Genomic DNA, 18,684 nt, shown 5'->3' with positions numbered 1-18,684 from the left:
GTGTTGCTCCGTGGCGGAGCCATACGGGGTCTACGGGCTGCTGACGGTGTCCGGCCGGGATGGCCGGCGCGGACGATCTGGCGTGCCGGAAGTCCGGCGCGAAGCCTGCTACCCGCTGTTGTCGATGACCCGCCGCAGCATGCCGCGCAGTAACTGGATCTCGTCCTCGGAAAAACCGCGAAAGTGGTGCGCCAGGACCTTGCAAAAGATCGCCGGCAGTTGCTGCACCAGCTCCTGGCCCTGCGGCGTCACCGACAGGTCGACCACGCGGCGGTCGGCATCGCGGCGGCGGCGCTCGATCAGGCCGCGCTTTTCCATGCGGCTGAGCAGCCGCGTGACCGAGCCCATGTCGGTGTTCAGTTCGCGGCCCAGGTCGGTCACGGTCGAGGCGCGGCCGGTGGCCAGCATCATCAGGCAGCTGGCCTGGGCCTGGGTGATGTCCAGGCTGCTGACCTCCTGCTCGACGCCGTGCGCCAGCATGTTCTTCGCGCGCTGCATCAGGTAACCGACGCTGTCGCACATCTGGTACTGGGCGGGGTCGAACGAGCCGGCCGGAGGGTTGGGCGAGGCGGGCGGGACGGAAGCGGGTGGTTGTGACATCTTTGCCGTTGCAATGTTTGCTGAGGCAAATATATGTTCACGTTTAACGATCCGCAAGAACGGAAATTGGTTATTGCGAAATCCGCAAATATTTTCCCTATGGCAGCGGCGGTTCCGGTCAACGCTTCTTGCGCCGCAACATGCTAGAATGTTGGGTTACCTCAGATTCTCCGGCCCTCCATGCGAGGGCCCCGTTCTTAGCGAGACGCAGCAATGACCCGCGCCATCCGAAATATCGCCATCATCGCCCACGTCGATCATGGCAAGACCACCCTGGTCGACCAGCTCCTGCGCCAGGCAGGCACCTTCCGCGACAACCAGCAAGTCGCCGAACGGGTGATGGACTCGAACGACCTGGAAAAGGAACGCGGGATCACGATTCTCGCGAAGAACTGTGCCGTCGAGTACAACGGCACCCATATCAATATCGTCGACACCCCGGGCCACGCCGACTTCGGCGGTGAAGTGGAGCGCGTGCTGTCGATGGTCGATGGCGTGCTGCTGCTGGTCGACGCGGTCGAGGGCCCGATGCCGCAGACCCGCTTCGTCACGCGCAAGGCGCTGGCGCTGGGCCTGAAGCCCATCGTGGTGGTCAACAAGATCGACCGCCCGGGCGCGCGCCCGGACTGGGTCATCAACCAGACCTTCGACCTGTTCGACAAGCTGGGCGCCACCGACGAGCAGCTCGACTTCCCGGTGATCTACGCCTCGGGCCTGAACGGCTTTGCCGGCCTGACCGAAGACGTGCGCGACGGCGACATGAAGCCGCTGTTCGAGACCGTGCTCGACAAGGTGCCGGTGCGCGACGACGACCGCGACGGCCCGCTGCAGCTGCAGATCATCTCGCTGGACTACTCCAGCTACGTCGGCAAGATCGGCGTGGGCCGCATCTCGCGTGGCCGTGCCCGTCCGCTGCAGGACGTGGTGGTCAAGTTCGGCCCGGAAGGCAACCCGATCAAGGGCCGCATCAACCAGGTGCTGAAGTTCCAGGGCCTGGAGCGCGAAATCGTGCAGGAAGCCGAAGCCGGCGACATCGTGCTGATCAACGGCATCGAAGAACTGGGCATCGGCTGCACCGTGTGCGCGCCCGAGGCGCAGGACGCGCTGCCGATGCTGAAGGTGGACGAGCCGACGCTGACCATGAACTTCTGCGTCAACACCTCGCCGCTGGCCGGCCGCGAAGGCAAGTTCGTCACCAGCCGCCAGCTGCGCGAGCGCCTGGACCGCGAACTGAAGTCCAACGTGGCGCTGCGCGTGGCCGATACCGGCGACGACACCATTTTCGAAGTGTCGGGCCGCGGCGAACTGCACCTGACCATCCTGCTGGAAAACATGCGCCGCGAAGGCTACGAGCTGGCGGTGTCGCGTCCGCGCGTGGTGTTCAAGGAAATCGACGGCGTCAAGTGCGAGCCGTATGAGCTGCTGACCGTGGATGTCGAAGACAGCCACCAGGGCGGCATCATGGAAGAGCTGGGCCGCCGCAAGGGCGAATTGCTCGACATGGCGTCGGACGGCAAGGGCCGCACCCGCCTCGAGTACCGCATCCCGGCCCGCGGCCTGATCGGCTTCCAGGGCGAGTTCCTGACGCTGACGCGCGGCACCGGCCTGATCAGCCATATCTTCGACGACTACGCGCCGGTGCGCGAAGGCGGCCTGGGCGAGCGCCACAACGGCGTGCTGATCTCGCAGGACGACGGCGACGCGGTGGCCTACGCCCTGTGGAAGCTGCAGGACCGCGGCCGCATGTTCGTCAAGCCGGGCGATGCGCTGTATGAAGGCATGATCATCGGCATCCACAGCCGCGACAACGACCTGGTCGTGAACCCGATCAAGGGCAAGCAGCTGACCAACGTGCGCGCGTCGGGTACCGACGAAGCGGTGCGTCTGGTGCCGCCGATCCAGATGTCGCTGGAATACGCGGTGGAATTCATCGCCGACGACGAACTGGTCGAGCTCACCCCCAAGAGCATCCGCCTGCGCAAGCGCCACCTGAAGGAGCACGAGCGCAAGCGTGCCGCCCGCGAAGGCGCATAAGCGCCCGGACGCTGACGCTGCTCACAAAAAACCGCGCCTGCAGGCGCGGTTTTTTATTGCGTGCCCGGCAGCGTCGCCGGCACCGCGGCACGCGGGCTGCGCCATTCCGGCGGCTTCCACAGATAGCGCAGGTCGCGGTCGCGCAAGGCATCGGCGAGCATGTCGCGCCATTCGTGGAAGGTCAGCGTCAGCGGGTCATGGCTGCGCACCTGGCGCGTGATGCCGTAGACCGGCGCCTCGTGCTCGGGGACGAAGGTGCCGAACAGGCGGTCCCAGACCGTCAGCACGCCGGCATAGTTGCGGTCGATGTAGTGAGGGTTTTTCGCGTGGTGCACGCGATGGACCGAAGGCGTGTTCAGCAGCCGCTCGACCAGCGGCCAGCGTTGCCCCAGGCGCGTATGGACGAAGAACTGGAAGCCCAGGTTCAGGCCCACGGCCAGGATCACCCAGTCCGGCGTGAAGCCGATATACGCCAGCGGAATCCAGAACAGCCACATGCCCGACAGCGGGTAGGTCAGGCTCTGCCGGAACGCGGTCGAGAAATTCATGCCTTCCGACGAATGATGCGTCACGTGCGAGGCCCACAGCCAGCGCACGCGATGGCTGGCGCGATGGAACCAGTAGTAGAGGAAGTCCTGCAGCAACAGCAGCAGTGCGAACGACCACAGCGTCTGCGGCATGGCCTGCAGGCCGTGGTGGTAGCACCACGTATAGACGGTGCGGACCATCAGCCAGAGGAAGAATGCATCCGAGGCCTGGTGCATCAGCGCCAGCGCGGCGTTGGAGAGCGTGTCGCGCAGGCTGTAGACGGCAGGGTCGCGCCGCGCCCAGTACCACGCTTCGGCGCCGATGGTCAGCACGAAGACCGGCGCGAAGGCCAGCAGCACGAGTCCGGGATCGAGCGAAGCGGTGTTCATCCCGGCAGTGTGCCTGTTCGCCGCGAAATTGCCACGAGGGCTTCCTCCAAACGGCGGGGGGCGCGCCGAATCCATCACTTGGTGGCGATGCTGTACTGCCATGCAGTTCTGTCACGCGTGTGAAGGCGATCAATACGGGTAAAGGATGCGGCGCGCGCGCCGTAGTTGGACAGGGCAACGGCGCGGCGCGCCGCCTTATTCCAGTTCTCTCTTTCCTCGCGGAGCCTCATCCATGTTCAAAAACACGACTATCGGCGCCAGATTGTGGTTTCTCACGATCGTCACAAACTTGTTGTTGCTGATTGTCGGTGCCGTCGGCTGGCTTGGCATGTCGCGCAGCAATGAGGCCACGCACCAGATCTACGGGCAGCAGCTGTCGGCCGCGGTCAACCTGGCCGAGGCGCGTTCGAACCAGTTGCTGGTTCGCGTGCTGCTGGACCAGGCCACCTTTGCCGCCGATCCGGCCGACGCCAAGGCGCGCGCCGCGACCGCCGAGGGTTTTGCGCGCGATTCGGAGAAGGCCTGGAAGGCCTATCTCGCGCTGCCGCGTTCGGCCGACGAGGCCAGGGTAGTCGAAGACGTTACCGCCAAGCGCGATGCGTTGTTCAAACAAGGGGTGGCGCCCATGATTGCGGCCCTGCATGCCGGCGATCGCGACGGCGTGATGAAGGCCGTGCTGGAAACCATCCCGCAGCTCGATATTGCTTTCACCAGCGTCAACACCGAGCTGAACAAGCTGCAAGTGGCCAGCGCGAAGCAGGTCTACGAGGCGTCGCAGCAGCGCTATCGCAACCTGTTCACGCTATCCGTGTGCGTGCTGGCAGTGGGGCTGGCGTTCAGCACCGTGGTGGCATGGCGCCTGCGCCGTTCGATCGTGCAGCCGCTGGATACGGCGATTGCGCGCTTCGAAAAGATTGCCGGCGGCGACCTGAGCGTTGCCGCGTCCGGCGGCGAAGCGATGGCCGACGAAGCGGCACGCAGCGAGACCGCGCGCATGCTGGGCATGCTGGGCCGGATGCAGGCCAGCCTGGTGGCGATGGTGGGCGATGTGCGCGGCGGTGCCGACTCGATCGCCGCGGCCAGCAAGCAGATTGCCAGCGGCAATGCCGACCTGTCGCAGCGCACCGAGCAGCAGGCGGCCTCGCTGGAAGAGACGGCATCGAGCATGGAGGAACTGACCAGCACCGTGCGCCAGAATGCCGACAGCGCGCGCGAGGCCCGCGCGCTGGCCACGGATGCCGCCACCCTGGCCGGGCGCGGCAGCGATGCCGTGCTGCGCGTGGTCAATACCATGCAATCGATCGACGCCAGCTCGGGCAAGATCGTCGACATCATCGAGGTGATCGAGAAGATCGCGTTCCAGACCAATATCCTCGCGCTGAACGCCGCGGTGGAAGCAGCGCGCGCCGGCGAGCACGGCCGCGGCTTCGCTGTGGTCGCGGGCGATGTGCGCGACCTGGCGCAGCGCTGCGCCAGCGCTTCCAAGGAGATCCGCGCGCTGATCGGTGCCTCGGTGGCCAACGTGCGCGAGGGCTCGGGACTGGTCGATGAGGCGGGGCGCGCGATGCAGGACATCGTCGATGCGGTGCAGCGCGTCAGCGCCATCATCGGCGATATCAGCGCGGCCTCGGACGAGCAGTCCAACGGCATCGAGCAGGTCAACGTGGCGGTGTCGCAGATGGACAGCATGACGCAGCAGAACGCGGCGCTGGTGGAGCAGGCCGCGGCCGCCGCGGCATCGCTGGAAGAGCAGGCGCAGCGGCTCACCTCGCTGGTGGCGACGTTCCGACTGGCCTGAGCGGGCAGGGCGCATGCGTGCCGGCATGCGCCGCAAGCGGCTCACGAGCGTGCGCTTGCCAAGGTGACTGGCGTAAAATTGCCAGTTGCATTGGAGGAGTACGACATGACTGAATTCGTCACGACCGAGGTCCGCGGTGGCATCGGATACCTGACGCTGAACCGCCCGCAAGCGCTCAACGCGCTGTCGCTCGACATGATCCGCGCCATCACGCGGGCGCTGCAGGACTGGGCCGCAGCGCCCGAGGTCGCCGCCGTGGTGGTGGCCGGCGCCGGTGGCAAGGCGTTCTGCGCCGGCGGCGATATCCGCTATTTCCACCAGGCCGCGCATGCCGGCGATCCGCTGCTCGACCAGTTCTTCGTCGAGGAATACGCGCTCAATTTCCTGATCCACCGCTACGCCAAGCCTTATATCGCCCTGATGGACGGTGTAGTGATGGGTGGCGGCATGGGCATCTCGCAGGGCGCACGCCTGCGGCTGGTCACCGATCGCACCAAGATGGCCATGCCCGAAACCAATATCGGACTGTTTCCGGATGTGGGGGGCGGCTGGTTCCTGGCGCGCACGCCCGGACGCATCGGCGAATACCTGGGGCTGACCGGCGCCGTGATCCATGCCGCCGACGCCTTGTACGCCGGCCTGGCCGACGCTTACCTGCCCGGCAACCGTCTCGCGGAACTGGTCGATTCCCTGCGCGCGCAGCAGTTTGCCAGCGGCGATGCGGTGCTGGCGCATATCGAAACCTTCACCGCCGCGCACCGCGAGGATTGCGTGCCCGCGCAAAGCACGCTGGCCGGGCTGTCGCCGCAGATCGACCAGCTGTTCGCCGGCAACACCGCGCTGGATATCCTTGCCGCCGTCAGCGATGCGCCCGGCGACTGGGCCGCGCAGACCGCCGCCATGCTGCGCAGCCGTTCGCCGCTGATGCTGTGCGTGACGCTGGAGCAGATCCGCCGCGCGCGCAGCATGTCGCTGGAAGATGAACTGCGCATGGAGCTCGACATGATGTACTACGTGTTCCGCAAGGGCGACGGCGTCGAAGGCATCCGTGCGCTGGCGGTCGACAAGGACCACAAGCCGCGCTGGCAATACGCGCGGCTCGACGAAGTCAGCCGCGAGAAGGCGCTGTCGTTCTTCGACAGCCCCTGGCGCCAGGAGGAGCACCCGCTGGCGGCACTGGGCAAGCCTGCCTGACATCGCTGCACGGAACGCGCCGGCGCCGACTCAGGTAGAGTGACGGGCAGGGTCTGGCGCCCCCGCACGGCCATGCCGCGCGCGGGCGCCGCCCGTGCCATTCCGTCTACACCGTGAAAGGAGCCGCAATGAGTGAACCTCGTGATGTCGTTGTACTGGTGGGAAGCCTGCGCAAGGAGTCATACAACCGCAAGCTGGCCAAGGCGCTGATCGCGCTTGCGCCGGCACAGCTCAGGCCGGAAATCGTCGAGATCGGCAATCTGGAGTTGTATAACCAGGACCTCGACGACAAGCCGACGCAGGCCTGGACTGCATTTCGCGACCGCATCCGCCGCGCCGACGCCGTGCTGTTCGTGACCCCGGAATACAATCGCTCGGTGCCGGCGCCGCTGAAGAACGCCATCGACGTGGGCTCGCGCCCGTATGGCAGCAGCGTCTGGGACGGCAAGCCCGGCGCTATCATCAGTGCCTCGCCCGGCGCCATCGGCGGCTTCGGTGCCAACCATCACCTGCGCCAGTCGCTGGTATTCCTGAATATTCCCATCCTGCAGCAGCCCGAAGCCTATATCAGCGGCGTCGACAAGCTGTTCGACGAGCAGGGCGGCATTGCCAACGAGTCGACCAAGGGCTTCCTTGGCAAGTTCATGACCACGTTCGGCGTTTGGATCGAGCGGAACGCGCCGCGCTGAGCGCCGCGCGCAGCGTCAGCCTGCGAAAGCCGAGTCCAAAATGCAAAACGGCGCCTGGATCAGGCGCCGTTTTGCAGGGAATTTTGGGGTGGCTGATGGGACTCGAACCCACGACGACAGGAATCACAATCCTGGACTCTACCAACTGAGCTACAGCCACCGTAGAGGTCATCAGCGAAGCGCTGATCGACGAAAAACAAGATTATACAAACAGATTTTCGAGATGGCTAGTATCCCGCACAAAAAATTTTGAGGAGCATCGCTCATGAGCGGGGCGGGCTCCACTTGGCCTCGAGCAGCACCGCCTGCTTGATCGCGGCGATGGTCTCGGCTTCGGTATCGAACTGGCCCAGCAGCCGGCGCGACTTGCCGTTCAGCACGGCTTCCTGCAACGCCTTGCCCGCGGCTTCCGAGGTGCCGGGGTACCAGCAGTAGCGCGCGGTCCATTTGCCGTCCTGGAGTTGCTCGGCTACCCAGATCACCCTGAAGTCTTCATAGACGACGCCGAACGGCGCTTCGTTTTCCACGTTGTCATTGTCCATGCTGCCTCCCCTGCCGGCACGGTCCGCATACCGTGCCTGATCTCGCCTGGGGAGCGTGCGGAAATCGTATCACGGCTTCTGGATGACTTCCGACCACGCCCGCCAGCCAAATATGCTGCGCACAGCCCCTACCTCTGCAGGGTTCATGCGGCACGTGCCCGAAGCGATACTCGAGTCCGAGGGACATTGACCCCCCTCGACCTTCCCGTCAGGCGGCCCGCCCCATGGGCCGCCTGCCTCTTTTTCCTTCCCCTAGGCAGCTTACGTTTCCATGCCGCACCATGCCTGCGACGGAACCTCTCGGCCACGCGCGAGCCCAACCGACGTGATCGAATGCAGGGAACGGGCCATGCAGAACAAGTGTAGATGGACGACGAGGTTTCTGGCGGTAGCCGCACTGGCGGCCTTGCTGGGCGGATGCGCAGCGGGCGGCGGGGCCCACGGCGGGGAATCGGGCATCACGACTTACGGCACGCTCGACATCGGCGTCAGCCATACGCGATAGCCGCGGCGATGCGCTGCCAGCGGAATCTATTTTGCGTGACCGATGGAACGCTTGCCCGGAAGGCTGGTCAAATCGGTTTGTCCGGGTGGTGCCAGGCGAGCGCGCAAAAAAAGAGTCCGCAGCGCGGACTCTTAACTTTAGCGATCTCAAATGCCCTGAAGGCCGTTGCACTGTAACTGCCATGGGGGGAATGCACCATTCGGGTAAACGAAGAGCGATGCCGCAAGCACGAGCTCGCCGACGAAAAAAAAGCCCGCCGGAGCGGGCTAATAATCAGTTGAAGAAAGCCCTGTATTCGAGGGCAGGCACAGTGTAAGAAAGTGCCCTGACTCAGCGAATTAGGGGAATCCCTTTCCGGACGCCGGTTTCCAGGCGATCGGGCACTTCATGTGCGGCGCGGGGAACCCGCGCGCCGCCATGCATATTTTCACGATTCGAAGTTAGAGCACAGCCTCGGCACGGCACGAGGCCATGCGCGCTTACGCGGCCAGCGGCTCGTGCGCGTGTGGGTGCAGATGCGTGCGGGCTTCTTCGAACAGTGCCTCGACGTCGGCCCGCGTGCGCGCCGCATGCATGCGCTTCGCATCGGATAGCACGCGGCGCCAGCCACGTCCGCCGGCGATGCCCCGATGCAGGCCGAGCATGTGCCGTGTCACGGCACCCATATATCCGCCTTGCTCAACGAAGTCGCCGATATAACGCTGCATTGCCAGTTCGACCTCGAGCCGCGACGGCACCGGCGCACTGTCATCGCCATAAAACGTCGTGTCCATTTCCGCGAGGATGTACGGCTGGTGATACGCCTCGCGTCCGATCATGACGCCATCGACGTGCTCCAGATGGGCGGCGATTTCATCATGGCTGACGATGCCGCCGTTGATCAGGATCTCGAGCTCCGGGAATTCGCGCTTGAGCTGGTATGCCACCTCATAGCGCAGCGGCGGAATCTCGCGGTTTTCCTTCGGGCTCAGGCCCTTCAGGATCGCATTGCGCGCGTGCACGATAAACGTGCCGCAACCCGCCTGCGCCACCTTGCCGACAAAATCGCGAACGAAATCGTAGTGCTCGACCTTGTCGATGCCAATGCGATGCTTCACGGTTACCGGAACCTCTACCGCATCGCGCATCGCCTTCACGCAGTCCGCCACCAGTTCCGGCTCCGCCATCAGGCAGGCACCGAAGGCGCCGCGCTGCACGCGCTCGGACGGGCAACCGCAGTTCAGGTTGATTTCGGCATAGCCCCACTGCTGGCCAAGCTTCGCCGCCATGGCGAGGTCGGCCGGTTCGCTGCCGCCCAGCTGCAGCGCGACCGGATGCTCGGCCGCATCGAAGTCGAGGTGGCGCGGCACGTCGCCATGCAGCAGCGCGCCGGTGGTCACCATCTCGGTATACAGCCAGGTGTGGCGGCTGAGCTGGCGATGGAACATGCGGCAATGACGGTCGGTCCAGTCCATCATCGGCGCAACCGAAATGCGGCGGGGATTTACGTTCATGGAATACGGCAATTGGGTGCGGGCCGGATGCGGCAGCGTCGGCAGGCCCCGGAGGCTGGCGTGGTGGCATATGCAGGTCACTTCACCCCGGCATGGGCCTGGCGCGTGGCGGGCCAGCGAGAAGACGTGAGTATAGGCTACCGCGCCAAGGTCTGCTGCGCCACGATATAACCGGAGCCATAGCGGCTAGGCGGCAAAATTCGCCGGACTGCTGTCCTCCGCGCGCAGGCGTACGCCGCCAGCCAGTGGCTGGATATGAAGCTCGACGCGTTCGCTTCGGGCGCGTGCCCAGCCCGCACTGATCGCGGCTTCAAGGGTAGGGAACAACTCGCGCGGCTCGGGAGTGCCGTCTATTTCGAGTGCCCAGCCTTGTTCGGCGGGCACGACGCTAATGCTCGATACTGCCATCGGTAGCTCCCAGGTCGCCGCAAGCAAGCTGCGGCGGCAGACGCCACCCCGTGTCGGAGGCCTATCACCCCTCGTTGCGCGGGGGCGTTGTCGGAGGAATTCCGCTGATCGCCGCGGCGTAACGCTTTGATACAGCGGCCAGCGACTCCGGTTGCTATGCTCGCCGCAATTTCCCTCCTGCTTCTTCCTCCATGCTCCGGACGCCCGCTGCCGCTGTCTCCTTGCTACTGTGTTTGATGGCGCCATCGCTGGCGCAGGCCGATGATCGCGATTATCCGGGTGGCTATCGCCATGGCGGTGGCGAATACAAGGAGAAGTTCCGCAGCGGCGGCTGCGAGGTGGAGCGCGAGCAGAAGCGCGATGGCGAATACAAGGAAGAGCGCAAGTGCAAGGGTGGGCCGCGCGGTTACGAACAGAAGCAGAAATACCGCGAAGGCCCTTGCCTGATCGAGCGCGAGTGGGAGCGCGACGGGGAATTCGAAGAGAAGATCGAGTGCAAGCGCTGGTAAGCCGCCTGCCGGGCCAAACGCCGCTGCTGGTCAATCGCGCAAAGATCGAGATGGCGCGTGGCGCGTGCGCGGGTTAAAATCCGCACCCGGCTCCGCGCAAAACTGCAATGCGAAGCCGAAAGCGTTGATTTCAATGGGGTCAATGGCGATGGACGCCGGGATGGCAAATTCCCGTCGTCGTGGGTTCGAGTCCCATCCAGCCACCCCATGCATTCTCCAGGACGGTGCCTCCCAAGGGCGCCGTTTTGCATTCCCCGGGGGTGGTATGTTGGTTCGAACGGCACTGATTGGCGCAGCGATGGCAACCATGGTGGCAGGGTGTGCCACTGGCACTTCGGAGAAGGACGTCCGCGCTCGCCCGCCGATGCGCCTGTATACGCCGGTCAAGATGGCGGAGGTCGCGAAATGCCTGCGCAACAATCTTGGCGATGAGGCTACGCTGGTCCAGTTGCCGGCGAAAAACCAGATCGAAATCCGTATCGGCCAGAGCGCGGCAAGCGGTGAATATCAATACGCCTACCTGATCTCTCTGACGCCACAGGCCGACGGCACGGCGCTGGAATTGCGCAAGACCGATACCTGGTTTCCCCAGCTGACGCCGACGGAACTCGAGGCCGAAGCCAAGGCGTGCGCGCGTAGTTGAGCGCGACAGAAGTCCGGCGACGCTGCAAGCGTCCGCGTCCGTAAATAACAGTCAGGCGGCCAGCTTTTCGGTGGTTTCTAGTTCCAGCATGCGGCAGATGGCCGCCATGCTGCCGACCATGGTACGGCGCTGCGTACCCTGGTAGACGCGTACGCCCTTGCTCTGGCGAAACGGCACGGGCTTGACCGGACGGCGGGCGGCGACGTGGTGGATTTGCGGCATGGTGGCACCTCTTTTTAGGCAAAGCGGGGTCAACACCCGGCAAGCCGGGCGGCGTCTGCAAAGCAATGGAAGCGGGTAGGCCCGCGCAGGCAAAGCGCCTGCGATGGTGCCCGGCTAGAAGCCGGAAGAGCGGATCAGCCCGACGGCGATGCCTTCCAGCGAGAACTCTTCACCGGGCTCGACGATGATGTTGGTGAAGTCCGGGTTCTCGGCAATCAGTTCGATATGGCCGCCGCGCCGTTGCAGGCGCTTGACGGTGACGTCGTCGCCCAGTCGCGCCACCACGATCTTGCCGTTGGCCGCCTCGCTGGCGCGGCGCACGGCGAGCAGGTCGCCATCGAGGATGCCGGCGTCGCGCATGCTCAGGCCGCGCACGCGCAGCAGGTAATCTGGACGCTCATCGAAGACCGAGGCATCGACCTGGTACTGGCGGTCGATATGCTCGGCGGCCAGGATGGGGCTGCCGGCTGCGACGCGGCCCACCAGCGGCAGCGTCAGCTGCAATACGCCGGCCATTGGCAACGAGAACTGGTCCGGCATTTCCGAATCGCTGCGCGACACCTTCAGGCGGATGCCACGCGACGCGCCCGGCGTCAGTTCGATCACGCCTTTGCGGGCCAGCGCCCGCAGATGTTCTTCCGCGGCATTGGGCGACGAGAAACCGAACTCCGCCGCGATCTCGGCGCGGGTAGGGGGGAAGCCGGTACGGCGGATCGTGTTGCGGATCAGATCGAAAATCTGCTGCTGCCGGGGTGTCAGGGTCGCCATGGGATCGCCGTTCCGTGCAGGGCCGCTGGGCTGGATGATGGAGGCTCTGGTCCGTTATCCAGCACCCGGCGGGCCGGGCACTGTATGTTTAAACAGTATGCTGTGATTTTATACAGTATCGGCGTCAGTGCAAGCAGAATTTTGAGGTGTGTCGCATGGACACCGGCCAAGGCGCCTGATCCCGGCTGCGGTGGGGCGTGTGCGCCCGCTACAATCGCCTTTCCTTTATCCAGAACAAAATCGTTGCGCGCTCCCATGACCCAATTGCCTCGCATCGTCGTATTGGCCACTGGCGGCACCATCGCCGGCGCCGCCGGCAGCGCCGCCAGCAGCGCCCGCTACCAGGCGGCGACCGTGCCGGTGTCCTCATTGCTGGCGGCGGTGCCGCCCTTGCAGTCGCTGGCCCGCATCGAGGCCGAGCAGGTGGCGCAGGTCGACAGCAAGGACATGACCTTCGCGCTGTGGCAGACACTGGCGGCCCGGGTGGAACACTGGTCGGCGCAGCCCGAAGTCGCGGGCATTGTGATCACGCACGGCACCGACACGCTCGAAGAAACCGCGATGGCGCTGCACCTGACGCAATCGTGTCCGGTGCCAGTGGTCCTGACCGCCGCGATGCGTCCGTCGACGTCGCTGTCGGCCGACGGGCCGCTGAACCTGCTGGATGCGGTGCGCGTCGCCGCCCACCCGGATGCGCGCGGCAAGGGTGTGCTGGTGGTACTGAACCAGCAGATCCACGCGGCTCGGGACGTGGCCAAGGCGCATACGTCGGCGGTCGATGCCTTTGTCTCGCCGTGCGGGCCGCTGGGGTTCGTGCAGGACGACTACGTGCGCTTTGCCCGTGCGCCGCGGGCGGCTGCTCCAATCGGGCCGATGCCGGCAGCGTGGCCGGTGGTGGAGATCGTGGCCAGCTACGCCCAGCCGGGCAGGGCAGTGGTGGATGCGCTGGTGCAGGCCGGCGCCGCCGGGCTGGTCGTCGCTGCGACCGGCAATGGCTCGGTCCACGAAGCGCTGGCAGCGGCTCTCGCCGATGCGGCGGCGGCCGGGGTGGCGGTGGTGCGCAGTTCGCGTACCGGTGCGGGACATGTGGCGATCCCGCCGCAGCCCAGTCCTGCCGACGGTGTGTTCGTGTCTGCTGCGGATCTCAATCCCTACAAGGCGCGCGTGTTGCTGGCGCTGGCCCTGTCGGCGGATGCCGGGCTCGCGCGCGACCCGGCGCGGCTGCAGGCGGTCTTTGCCAGCGCCTGATTTGCCCGTGAAATCAGCGGCTTGCGTAGTTGGCGCTCGGCGGGCTATAATTTAAGGCTATTCAACCTTGCCACACCGGACTCGTGACGCCCGGGTGGCTAATCCCAAAAGGAGCGTCAATGCGTCATTACGAAATCGTCTTCATCGTCCACCCGGACCAGAGCGAACAAGTGCCGGCCATGATCGAGCGCTACAAGCAGCTCGTGACCTCGCAGAACGGCAACGTTCACCGCGTGGAAGACTGGGGCCGTCGCCAGATGGCTTACATGATCCAGAAGCTGGCCAAGGCTCACTACGTTTGCCTGAACATCGAATGCGGCAAGGAAACCCTGGCTGAACTGGAACACGCGTTCAAGTTCAACGACGCCGTCCTGCGCCACCTGATCGTGCAGACCAAGAAGGCCGAGACCGCACCTTCGCCGATGATGAAGGAAGTGCAGCGCGAAGAAGCCCGCAAGGCCGCGCAAACGACCACCGAAGGCCAGGCCGCCTGAGTGCGGACTGCGGTGCGCGCCGTGGCTGACAGCGTTGGCCGGGGCACGAGCGGAAACCGCAACGATTGCAACCAGCAAGAGGCCTCGCGTTGAACCAGCTTAGGCTTGCCGCCATCCTGGCGGAACGCGATGCCCTGCGCTATACCCCGGCCGGGGTCCCCGTCGTGAACTGCATCCTGCAGTACAGCGGCGAGGCCGTCGAGGCGCAAACGCCGAGACAGGTCGAGTTTGCAATCGCTGCGATGGGGATCGGCCAGGTTGGACAGCGTCTGGAGCGGCTACCGCTCGGCACGTTGCTCGACTGCGAAGGATTCCTGGCCCGCAAGCACCGCAACAGCAAGGCTCTCGTCTTTCACATCACTGGATGTAAAGCATTCGAAAAGGATTGAATCATGGCATTCGTCAAACGTGACAACAAGAACAAGAAGCGCTTCCAGCAACAGAACCCGCTGTTCAAGCGCAAGCGCTTCTGCCGCTTCACCGTGGCTGGCGTCGAACAGATCGACTACAAGGATCTGGACACCCTGAAGGACTTCATCGGCGACAACGGCAAGATCACGCCGGCCCGCCTGACCGGTACCAAGGCTCACTATCAGCGTCAGCTGGATACGGCCATCAAGCGCGCGCGTTTCCTCGCGCTGATGCCGTACACCGACCTGCACAAGAACTGATCAGGCCCTAGGTCCGTCAAGGAGAGAACACGATGCAAATCATTCTGCTGGAAAAAGTCGTCAACCTGGGCAACCTGGGTGACATCGTCAAGGTGAAGGACGGTTACGCCCGTAACTTCCTGATCCCGGGCAAGAAGGCCCGCCGCGCCACGCAAAGCGCGATCGCCGAATTCGAAGTCAAGCGCGCCGAGCTGGAAAAGGCCGCTGCCGAGAAGCTGGCCGCCGCGCAGGCCGAAGGCGAGAAGCTGAACGGCCTGAACGTCCAGATCGCCCAGAAGTCGGGTGTGGACGGCCGCCTGTTCGGTTCGGTGACCAACGCCGACATCGCTGAAGCCCTGGCTGGCCAAGGCTACAAGCTGGAAAAGGCGCAGGTTCGCCTGCCGAACGGTCCGCTGAAGACGGTTGGCGACCACCCGGTCAGCGTTGCGCTGCACACGGACGTCGTGGTCGACGTGACCGTGTCGGTGGTGGGCGAGAGCGTCTAAGGACGCGCCGCCCCGGCCGGTGCACGGCGCCGGCCAAAGCCCCGCAGGCATTGCAAGAAGGCAGGAGCCCCGGCTCCTGCCTTTTTTGTTGCCCGGTTGCCCGGCTGCCCTGGACGGCGCTGTCGCCAAATGTCCGGCGAAGTGTGTCCACCCGCCGTTATAATCCCTCCCCATGAACGCGCCCGTCGCCGACCCCCAACTCGATAACCTCAAGGTCCCGCCGCACTCCATCGAAGCCGAGCAATCGGTGCTCGGTGGCTTGCTGCTGGACAATGCCGCCTGGGACCGCATCGCGGACTTCCTTTCCGAGGCGGACTTCTACCGTTTCGACCACCGGATGATCTTCCAGAGCATCGCCCGGTTGATCTCGGCCACCAAGCCGGCCGACGTGATCACGGTCTACGAGATGCTGCAGGTGGCCGGCAAGGCCGAAGAGGTGGGAGGGCTCGCGTACCTGAATTCGCTGGCGCAGAACACTCCCAGCGCGGCCAATATCCGCCGCTACGCGGAAATCGTGCGCGAGCGCTCGGTGCTGCGCAAGCTGGTGACGGTGGCCGACGATATCGCCTCGGCCGCGTTCGCGCCCAAGGGGCGCGAGGTGCGCGAGCTGCTCGACGAAGCTGAATCCAAGGTCTTTGCGATCGCCGAAGAGGGCTCGCGCGGGCAGAAGGGCTTCCAGGAAATCCAGCCGCTGCTGACCCAGGTGGTGGAGCGCATCGACGAGCTGTACCACCGCGATTCGACCACCGATGTCACCGGCGTGCCTACCGGCTTCATCGACCTGGACAAGATGACCAGCGGCATGCAGCCGGGCGACCTGATCATCGTCGCCGGCCGCCCGTCGATGGGTAAGACCGCGTTCTCGCTGAACATCGGCGAGCACGTGGCGGTGGAGCAGGGCCTGCCGGTGGCGGTGTTCTCGATGGAAATGGCGGGCACGCAGCTGGCCATGCGTATGCTGGGCTCGGTCGGACGGCTTGACCAGCACCGGCTGCGTACCGGGCGCCTGCTCGACGAGGACTGGCCGCGGCTGACGCATGCGATCCAGCGCATGAACGACACCCAGCTGTTCATCGACGAAACCCCGGCGCTGAACCCGATGGAACTGCGCGCGCGCTCGCGGCGCCTGGCGCGCCAGTGCGGGCAGCTGGGCCTGATCATCATCGACTACCTGCAGCTGATGTCGGGCTCCGGCGGCGGCGAGAACCGCGCCACGGAAATTTCGGAAATCTCGCGTTCCCTGAAGGGCCTGGCGAAGGAACTGAATTGCCCGGTGATCGCGCTGTCGCAGCTGAACCGAAGCCTGGAACAGCGTCCCAACAAGCGCCCGGTGATGTCCGACCTGCGCGAATCCGGCGCTATCGAACAGGATGCCGACGTGATCCTGTTCATCTACCGCGACGAAGTCTATAACGCCGACTCGCAGGACAAGGGCACCGCCGAAATCATCATCGGCAAGCAGCGTAACGGCCCGATCGGCACCGTGCGCCTGACCTTCCTCGGCCAGTTCACGAAGTTCGACAACTTCAGCGGCGGCCCGGCCTTCTTCGACAACGACACCTGACGAAGTCAAGCGGGGCGGCCATTTGCTGTGCCTGCCCGTCTCGTTTGTGCCAAATACGCGGGCAATGTCCCGCTAACCCTGTAAAATATTGCGCTTTGATGACAGCCGCCATCCGCGGCCGTCATGCTCGCGTCCGCTTAATCCCGCAACACCATCCGCAGCGACACCACGCTGCCACAAGGAACATTCCATGTTCGGCCGATTCATGCCCACCGAGGGCAAGTTCTTCGAATATTTCAACCAGCACGCCGACTGCGCGGTGACCGCCGCCCATGAACTGCAGGCCCTGGTCAACGACCTGCCCAACGCCGAGGCCCATGCCCGGCGCGTCCAGGCCACCGAAAAGAAGGCCGACCGGATCACCCACGACACCATCGACCTGCTGCACAAGACCTTCATCACGCCGCTGGACCGCGACGAGATCCACAAGCTCATCACGACCATGGACGACATCCTGGACCTGATGGAGGACGTGGCCGAGACCATCTCGCTGTATGACGTGACCAACCTGACCGACGAGGCGCTGCGCCTGGCCGCGATCTGCGTGCAGTGCTGCGACCAGGTCAAGATCGCAGTGGGCCTGCTCGAGGACATGGGCAACGCCAGCACCATCCTGAAGACCGCGCAACAGATCGACCAGCTGGAATCCGAGGCCGACCGCGTGATGCGCTCGGCGATGTCCAAGCTGTTCCGCGACGAGACCGACGTCAAGCGCCTGATCAAGCTGAAGGCGATCTACGAGCAGCTCGAGACGATCACCGACAAGTGCGAGGACGTCGCCAACATCATCGAAGGCATCGTCCTGGAAAACGCCTGAGGCGGCAATCGGCATGCAGACCATACAAATGAGCCTGTGGGTGATCGCCTTGCTGGTGGCGCTGGCACTGCTGTTCGACTTCATGAACGGCTTCCACGATGCGGCCAACTCGATTGCGACGGTGGTGTCCACGGGCGTGCTCAAGCCGCACCATGCGGTGGCGATGGCGGCGATGTGCAACGTCGTCGCGATCTTCGTGTTCCACCTGAAGGTGGCGGCCACGGTCGGCACCGGCACCATCCAGGGCGGGGTCGTCGACCACTATGTCATCTTCGGCGCGCTGGTCGGGGCGATCGCGTGGAACGTCATCACCTGGTACTACGGCATTCCGTCGTCGTCGTCGCATGCGCTGATCGGCGGGCTGGTGGGCGCCGCGGTGGCCAAGGCCGGCACCGGCGCGCTGGTGGCCAGCGGGCTGCTCAAGACGGTGGCGTTCATCCTGGTGTCGCCGTTCCTTGGCTTCCTGCTGGGTTCGCTGATGATGGTCATGGTCGGCTGGACCTTCTTCCGCACGCCGCCATCGCGCGTCGACCGCTGGTTCCGGCGCCTGCAACTGGTATCGGCGTCGCTGTACAGCCTGGGCCATGGCGGCAATGACGCGCAGAAGACCATCGGCATCATCTGGATGCTGCTGATCGCCAGCGGCCATGTGCTCGCGGGCGACCCGCCGCCGACCTGGGTGATCGTCAGCTGCTACGTGGCCATCGGCATGGGCACGCTGTTCGGCGGCTGGCGCATCGTGCGCACCATGGGCCAGAAGATCACCAAGCTCAAGCCCGTGGGGGGCTTCTGCGCGGAGACCGGCGGTGCGCTGACGCTGTTCTTTGCCTCGGCGCTGGGCGTGCCGGTGTCGACCACGCACACGATCACCGGCGCCATCGTTGGGGTCGGCTCGTCGCAGAAGATGTCGGCGGTGCGCTGGGGCGTGGCCGGCAATATCGTCTGGGCCTGGGTGCTGACGATTCCGGCTTCGGCCTTCATGGCGGCGATCGCATGGTGGATCGGGCGCCATATCCTGTAAGCCGGCATTGGCCGTTGATGCAAAAAGCCAGGCAAATGCCTGGCTTTTTTATTTGCCCGCGC

At 64.9% G+C, this 18,684-nt stretch carries 21 protein-coding genes and 2 tRNA genes; 15 read left to right on the top strand and 8 right to left on the bottom strand.

What is annotated here, in order from left to right; genetic code table 11:
• Positions 1-108 precede the first annotated feature (108 nt).
• Positions 109-600 carry a MarR family winged helix-turn-helix transcriptional regulator gene (locus GA0116996_RS07835; RefSeq protein WP_092309080.1) on the bottom strand — a complete coding sequence of 164 codons (492 nt, stop codon included), beginning with the start codon at positions 598-600 and terminating at the stop codon, positions 109-111.
• Positions 601-813: 213 nt separating this feature from the next.
• On the opposite strand from GA0116996_RS07835, the gene typA reads away from it, so the two are divergent.
• A complete protein-coding gene (gene typA / locus GA0116996_RS07830) occupies positions 814-2,634 on the top strand; it encodes a translational GTPase TypA (RefSeq protein WP_092309077.1) in 1,821 nt (606 codons plus the stop codon).
• 53 nt (positions 2,635-2,687) lie between these two features.
• Here the strand turns inward: typA and GA0116996_RS07825 are convergent, their stop codons facing one another.
• Positions 2,688-3,551: a sterol desaturase family protein gene (locus GA0116996_RS07825; protein WP_092309074.1), complete on the bottom strand. Its 864-nt coding sequence runs from the start codon at positions 3,549-3,551 to the stop codon at positions 2,688-2,690.
• Between the two features lie 232 nt (positions 3,552-3,783).
• On the opposite strand from GA0116996_RS07825, the gene GA0116996_RS07820 reads away from it, so the two are divergent.
• The 3 genes from GA0116996_RS07820 (at position 3,784) to GA0116996_RS07810 (ending at position 7,232) form a co-directional block, all read left to right on the top strand.
• Positions 3,784-5,349, top strand: coding sequence for a methyl-accepting chemotaxis protein (locus GA0116996_RS07820; protein ID WP_092309071.1), 1,566 nt, complete (start codon positions 3,784-3,786; stop codon positions 5,347-5,349).
• Between the two features lie 105 nt (positions 5,350-5,454).
• Positions 5,455-6,543: an enoyl-CoA hydratase/isomerase family protein gene (locus GA0116996_RS07815; RefSeq protein WP_092309068.1), complete on the top strand. Its 1,089-nt coding sequence runs from the start codon at positions 5,455-5,457 to the stop codon at positions 6,541-6,543.
• Positions 6,544-6,671: 128 nt separating this feature from the next.
• On the top strand, positions 6,672-7,232 hold the full coding sequence (locus GA0116996_RS07810; RefSeq protein WP_092309065.1) for an NADPH-dependent FMN reductase: 561 nt from the start codon (positions 6,672-6,674) through the stop codon (positions 7,230-7,232).
• Between the two features lie 84 nt (positions 7,233-7,316).
• Here GA0116996_RS07810 and GA0116996_RS07805 read toward each other — a convergent pair.
• From GA0116996_RS07805 to GA0116996_RS07790, 4 genes are all read right to left on the bottom strand, one after another.
• Positions 7,317-7,392 (bottom strand) — tRNA-His (locus GA0116996_RS07805).
• A 103-nt stretch (positions 7,393-7,495) separates the two neighbouring features.
• Complete coding sequence (locus tag GA0116996_RS07800) at positions 7,496-7,774, bottom strand: hypothetical protein (protein WP_183298689.1); 279 nt, start codon at positions 7,772-7,774, stop codon at positions 7,496-7,498.
• A gap of 984 nt (positions 7,775-8,758) precedes the next feature.
• Positions 8,759-9,772, bottom strand: a complete 1,014-nt coding sequence (dusA, locus tag GA0116996_RS07795; protein WP_092309062.1) for a tRNA dihydrouridine(20/20a) synthase DusA — start codon at positions 9,770-9,772, stop codon at positions 8,759-8,761.
• A 186-nt stretch (positions 9,773-9,958) separates the two neighbouring features.
• Positions 9,959-10,180 (bottom strand): DUF2188 domain-containing protein, encoded by a 222-nt coding sequence (locus tag GA0116996_RS07790; RefSeq protein WP_092309059.1) that lies wholly within the window; start codon positions 10,178-10,180, stop codon positions 9,959-9,961.
• Between the two features lie 236 nt (positions 10,181-10,416).
• Here GA0116996_RS07790 and GA0116996_RS07785 point away from each other — a divergent pair, with 236 nt between their 5' ends.
• The 3 genes from GA0116996_RS07785 to GA0116996_RS07780 all read left to right on the top strand — a co-directional run bounded on the left by GA0116996_RS07785 (position 10,417) and on the right by GA0116996_RS07780 (position 11,332).
• On the top strand, positions 10,417-10,689 hold the full coding sequence (locus GA0116996_RS07785; RefSeq protein ID WP_244159783.1) for a hypothetical protein: 273 nt from the start codon (positions 10,417-10,419) through the stop codon (positions 10,687-10,689).
• A gap of 134 nt (positions 10,690-10,823) precedes the next feature.
• Positions 10,824-10,892: transfer RNA gene (locus GA0116996_RS28235), tRNA-Ala, on the top strand.
• A gap of 95 nt (positions 10,893-10,987) precedes the next feature.
• Positions 10,988-11,332, top strand: a complete 345-nt coding sequence (locus tag GA0116996_RS07780) for a hypothetical protein (RefSeq protein ID WP_244159782.1) — start codon at positions 10,988-10,990, stop codon at positions 11,330-11,332.
• A 51-nt stretch (positions 11,333-11,383) separates the two neighbouring features.
• On the opposite strand, the gene GA0116996_RS28230 is transcribed toward GA0116996_RS07780, so the two are convergent.
• Positions 11,384-11,554 carry a hypothetical protein gene (locus GA0116996_RS28230; protein ID WP_012353085.1) on the bottom strand — a complete coding sequence of 57 codons (171 nt, stop codon included), beginning with the start codon at positions 11,552-11,554 and terminating at the stop codon, positions 11,384-11,386.
• 114 nt (positions 11,555-11,668) lie between these two features.
• The gene (gene lexA, locus GA0116996_RS07775) at positions 11,669-12,322 is read right to left on the bottom strand and encodes a transcriptional repressor LexA (RefSeq protein WP_092309005.1); all 654 of its coding nucleotides are present in this window, start codon (positions 12,320-12,322) and stop codon (positions 11,669-11,671) included.
• A gap of 255 nt (positions 12,323-12,577) precedes the next feature.
• Here lexA and GA0116996_RS07770 point away from each other — a divergent pair, with 255 nt between their 5' ends.
• The 8 genes from GA0116996_RS07770 (at position 12,578) to GA0116996_RS07735 (ending at position 18,622) form a co-directional block, all read left to right on the top strand.
• Positions 12,578-13,570, top strand: coding sequence for an asparaginase (locus GA0116996_RS07770; RefSeq protein ID WP_092309002.1), 993 nt, complete (start codon positions 12,578-12,580; stop codon positions 13,568-13,570).
• Between the two features lie 119 nt (positions 13,571-13,689).
• Positions 13,690-14,064 carry a 30S ribosomal protein S6 gene (rpsF, locus tag GA0116996_RS07765; protein ID WP_010809513.1) on the top strand — a complete coding sequence of 125 codons (375 nt, stop codon included), beginning with the start codon at positions 13,690-13,692 and terminating at the stop codon, positions 14,062-14,064.
• A gap of 89 nt (positions 14,065-14,153) precedes the next feature.
• Entirely contained in the window at positions 14,154-14,453 is a 300-nt protein-coding gene (gene priB / locus GA0116996_RS07760) for a primosomal replication protein N (protein WP_092308999.1), read from the top strand.
• Between the two features lie 3 nt (positions 14,454-14,456).
• On the top strand, positions 14,457-14,735 hold the full coding sequence (rpsR, locus tag GA0116996_RS07755; RefSeq protein ID WP_006163606.1) for a 30S ribosomal protein S18: 279 nt from the start codon (positions 14,457-14,459) through the stop codon (positions 14,733-14,735).
• A 32-nt stretch (positions 14,736-14,767) separates the two neighbouring features.
• A complete protein-coding gene (gene rplI, locus GA0116996_RS07750) occupies positions 14,768-15,220 on the top strand; it encodes a 50S ribosomal protein L9 (RefSeq protein ID WP_092308997.1) in 453 nt (150 codons plus the stop codon).
• 172 nt (positions 15,221-15,392) lie between these two features.
• Positions 15,393-16,784: a replicative DNA helicase gene (locus GA0116996_RS07745; RefSeq protein ID WP_018007703.1), complete on the top strand. Its 1,392-nt coding sequence runs from the start codon at positions 15,393-15,395 to the stop codon at positions 16,782-16,784.
• 190 nt (positions 16,785-16,974) lie between these two features.
• Positions 16,975-17,601: a DUF47 domain-containing protein gene (locus GA0116996_RS07740; RefSeq protein ID WP_010809517.1), complete on the top strand. Its 627-nt coding sequence runs from the start codon at positions 16,975-16,977 to the stop codon at positions 17,599-17,601.
• A 13-nt stretch (positions 17,602-17,614) separates the two neighbouring features.
• Positions 17,615-18,622, top strand: a complete 1,008-nt coding sequence (locus tag GA0116996_RS07735) for an inorganic phosphate transporter (RefSeq protein ID WP_018007702.1) — start codon at positions 17,615-17,617, stop codon at positions 18,620-18,622.
• The last annotated feature ends 62 nt before the right edge of the window (positions 18,623-18,684 follow it).

The sequence above is a fragment of the Cupriavidus alkaliphilus genome, from assembly GCF_900094595.1.
Lineage (GTDB): Bacteria > Pseudomonadota > Gammaproteobacteria > Burkholderiales > Burkholderiaceae > Cupriavidus > Cupriavidus alkaliphilus.
This window is presented reverse-complemented; position numbering and strand designations above follow the sequence as displayed.

Excerpts from the sequence above, each read along its gene's own strand:
- GA0116996_RS07835 (WP_092309080.1), bottom strand. The coding sequence starts at position 600 with ATGTCACAACCACCCGCTTCCGTCCCGCCCGCCTCGCCCAACCCTCCG.
- typA (WP_092309077.1), top strand. The coding sequence starts at position 814 with ATGACCCGCGCCATCCGAAATATCGCCATCATCGCCCACGTCGATCAT.
- GA0116996_RS07825 (WP_092309074.1), bottom strand. The coding sequence starts at position 3,551 with ATGAACACCGCTTCGCTCGATCCCGGACTCGTGCTGCTGGCCTTCGCG.
- GA0116996_RS07820 (WP_092309071.1), top strand. The coding sequence starts at position 3,784 with ATGTTCAAAAACACGACTATCGGCGCCAGATTGTGGTTTCTCACGATC.
- GA0116996_RS07815 (WP_092309068.1), top strand. The coding sequence starts at position 5,455 with ATGACTGAATTCGTCACGACCGAGGTCCGCGGTGGCATCGGATACCTG.
- GA0116996_RS07810 (WP_092309065.1), top strand. The coding sequence starts at position 6,672 with ATGAGTGAACCTCGTGATGTCGTTGTACTGGTGGGAAGCCTGCGCAAG.
- GA0116996_RS07800 (WP_183298689.1), bottom strand. The coding sequence starts at position 7,774 with ATGGACAATGACAACGTGGAAAACGAAGCGCCGTTCGGCGTCGTCTAT.
- dusA (WP_092309062.1), bottom strand. The coding sequence starts at position 9,772 with ATGAACGTAAATCCCCGCCGCATTTCGGTTGCGCCGATGATGGACTGG.
- GA0116996_RS07790 (WP_092309059.1), bottom strand. The coding sequence starts at position 10,180 with ATGGCAGTATCGAGCATTAGCGTCGTGCCCGCCGAACAAGGCTGGGCA.
- GA0116996_RS07785 (WP_244159783.1), top strand. The coding sequence starts at position 10,417 with ATGGCGCCATCGCTGGCGCAGGCCGATGATCGCGATTATCCGGGTGGC.
- GA0116996_RS07780 (WP_244159782.1), top strand. The coding sequence starts at position 10,988 with ATGGCAACCATGGTGGCAGGGTGTGCCACTGGCACTTCGGAGAAGGAC.
- GA0116996_RS28230 (WP_012353085.1), bottom strand. The coding sequence starts at position 11,554 with ATGCCGCAAATCCACCACGTCGCCGCCCGCCGTCCGGTCAAGCCCGTG.
- lexA (WP_092309005.1), bottom strand. The coding sequence starts at position 12,322 with ATGGCGACCCTGACACCCCGGCAGCAGCAGATTTTCGATCTGATCCGC.
- GA0116996_RS07770 (WP_092309002.1), top strand. The coding sequence starts at position 12,578 with ATGACCCAATTGCCTCGCATCGTCGTATTGGCCACTGGCGGCACCATC.
- rpsF (WP_010809513.1), top strand. The coding sequence starts at position 13,690 with ATGCGTCATTACGAAATCGTCTTCATCGTCCACCCGGACCAGAGCGAA.
- rpsR (WP_006163606.1), top strand. The coding sequence starts at position 14,457 with ATGGCATTCGTCAAACGTGACAACAAGAACAAGAAGCGCTTCCAGCAA.
- rplI (WP_092308997.1), top strand. The coding sequence starts at position 14,768 with ATGCAAATCATTCTGCTGGAAAAAGTCGTCAACCTGGGCAACCTGGGT.
- GA0116996_RS07745 (WP_018007703.1), top strand. The coding sequence starts at position 15,393 with ATGAACGCGCCCGTCGCCGACCCCCAACTCGATAACCTCAAGGTCCCG.
- GA0116996_RS07740 (WP_010809517.1), top strand. The coding sequence starts at position 16,975 with ATGTTCGGCCGATTCATGCCCACCGAGGGCAAGTTCTTCGAATATTTC.
- GA0116996_RS07735 (WP_018007702.1), top strand. The coding sequence starts at position 17,615 with ATGCAGACCATACAAATGAGCCTGTGGGTGATCGCCTTGCTGGTGGCG.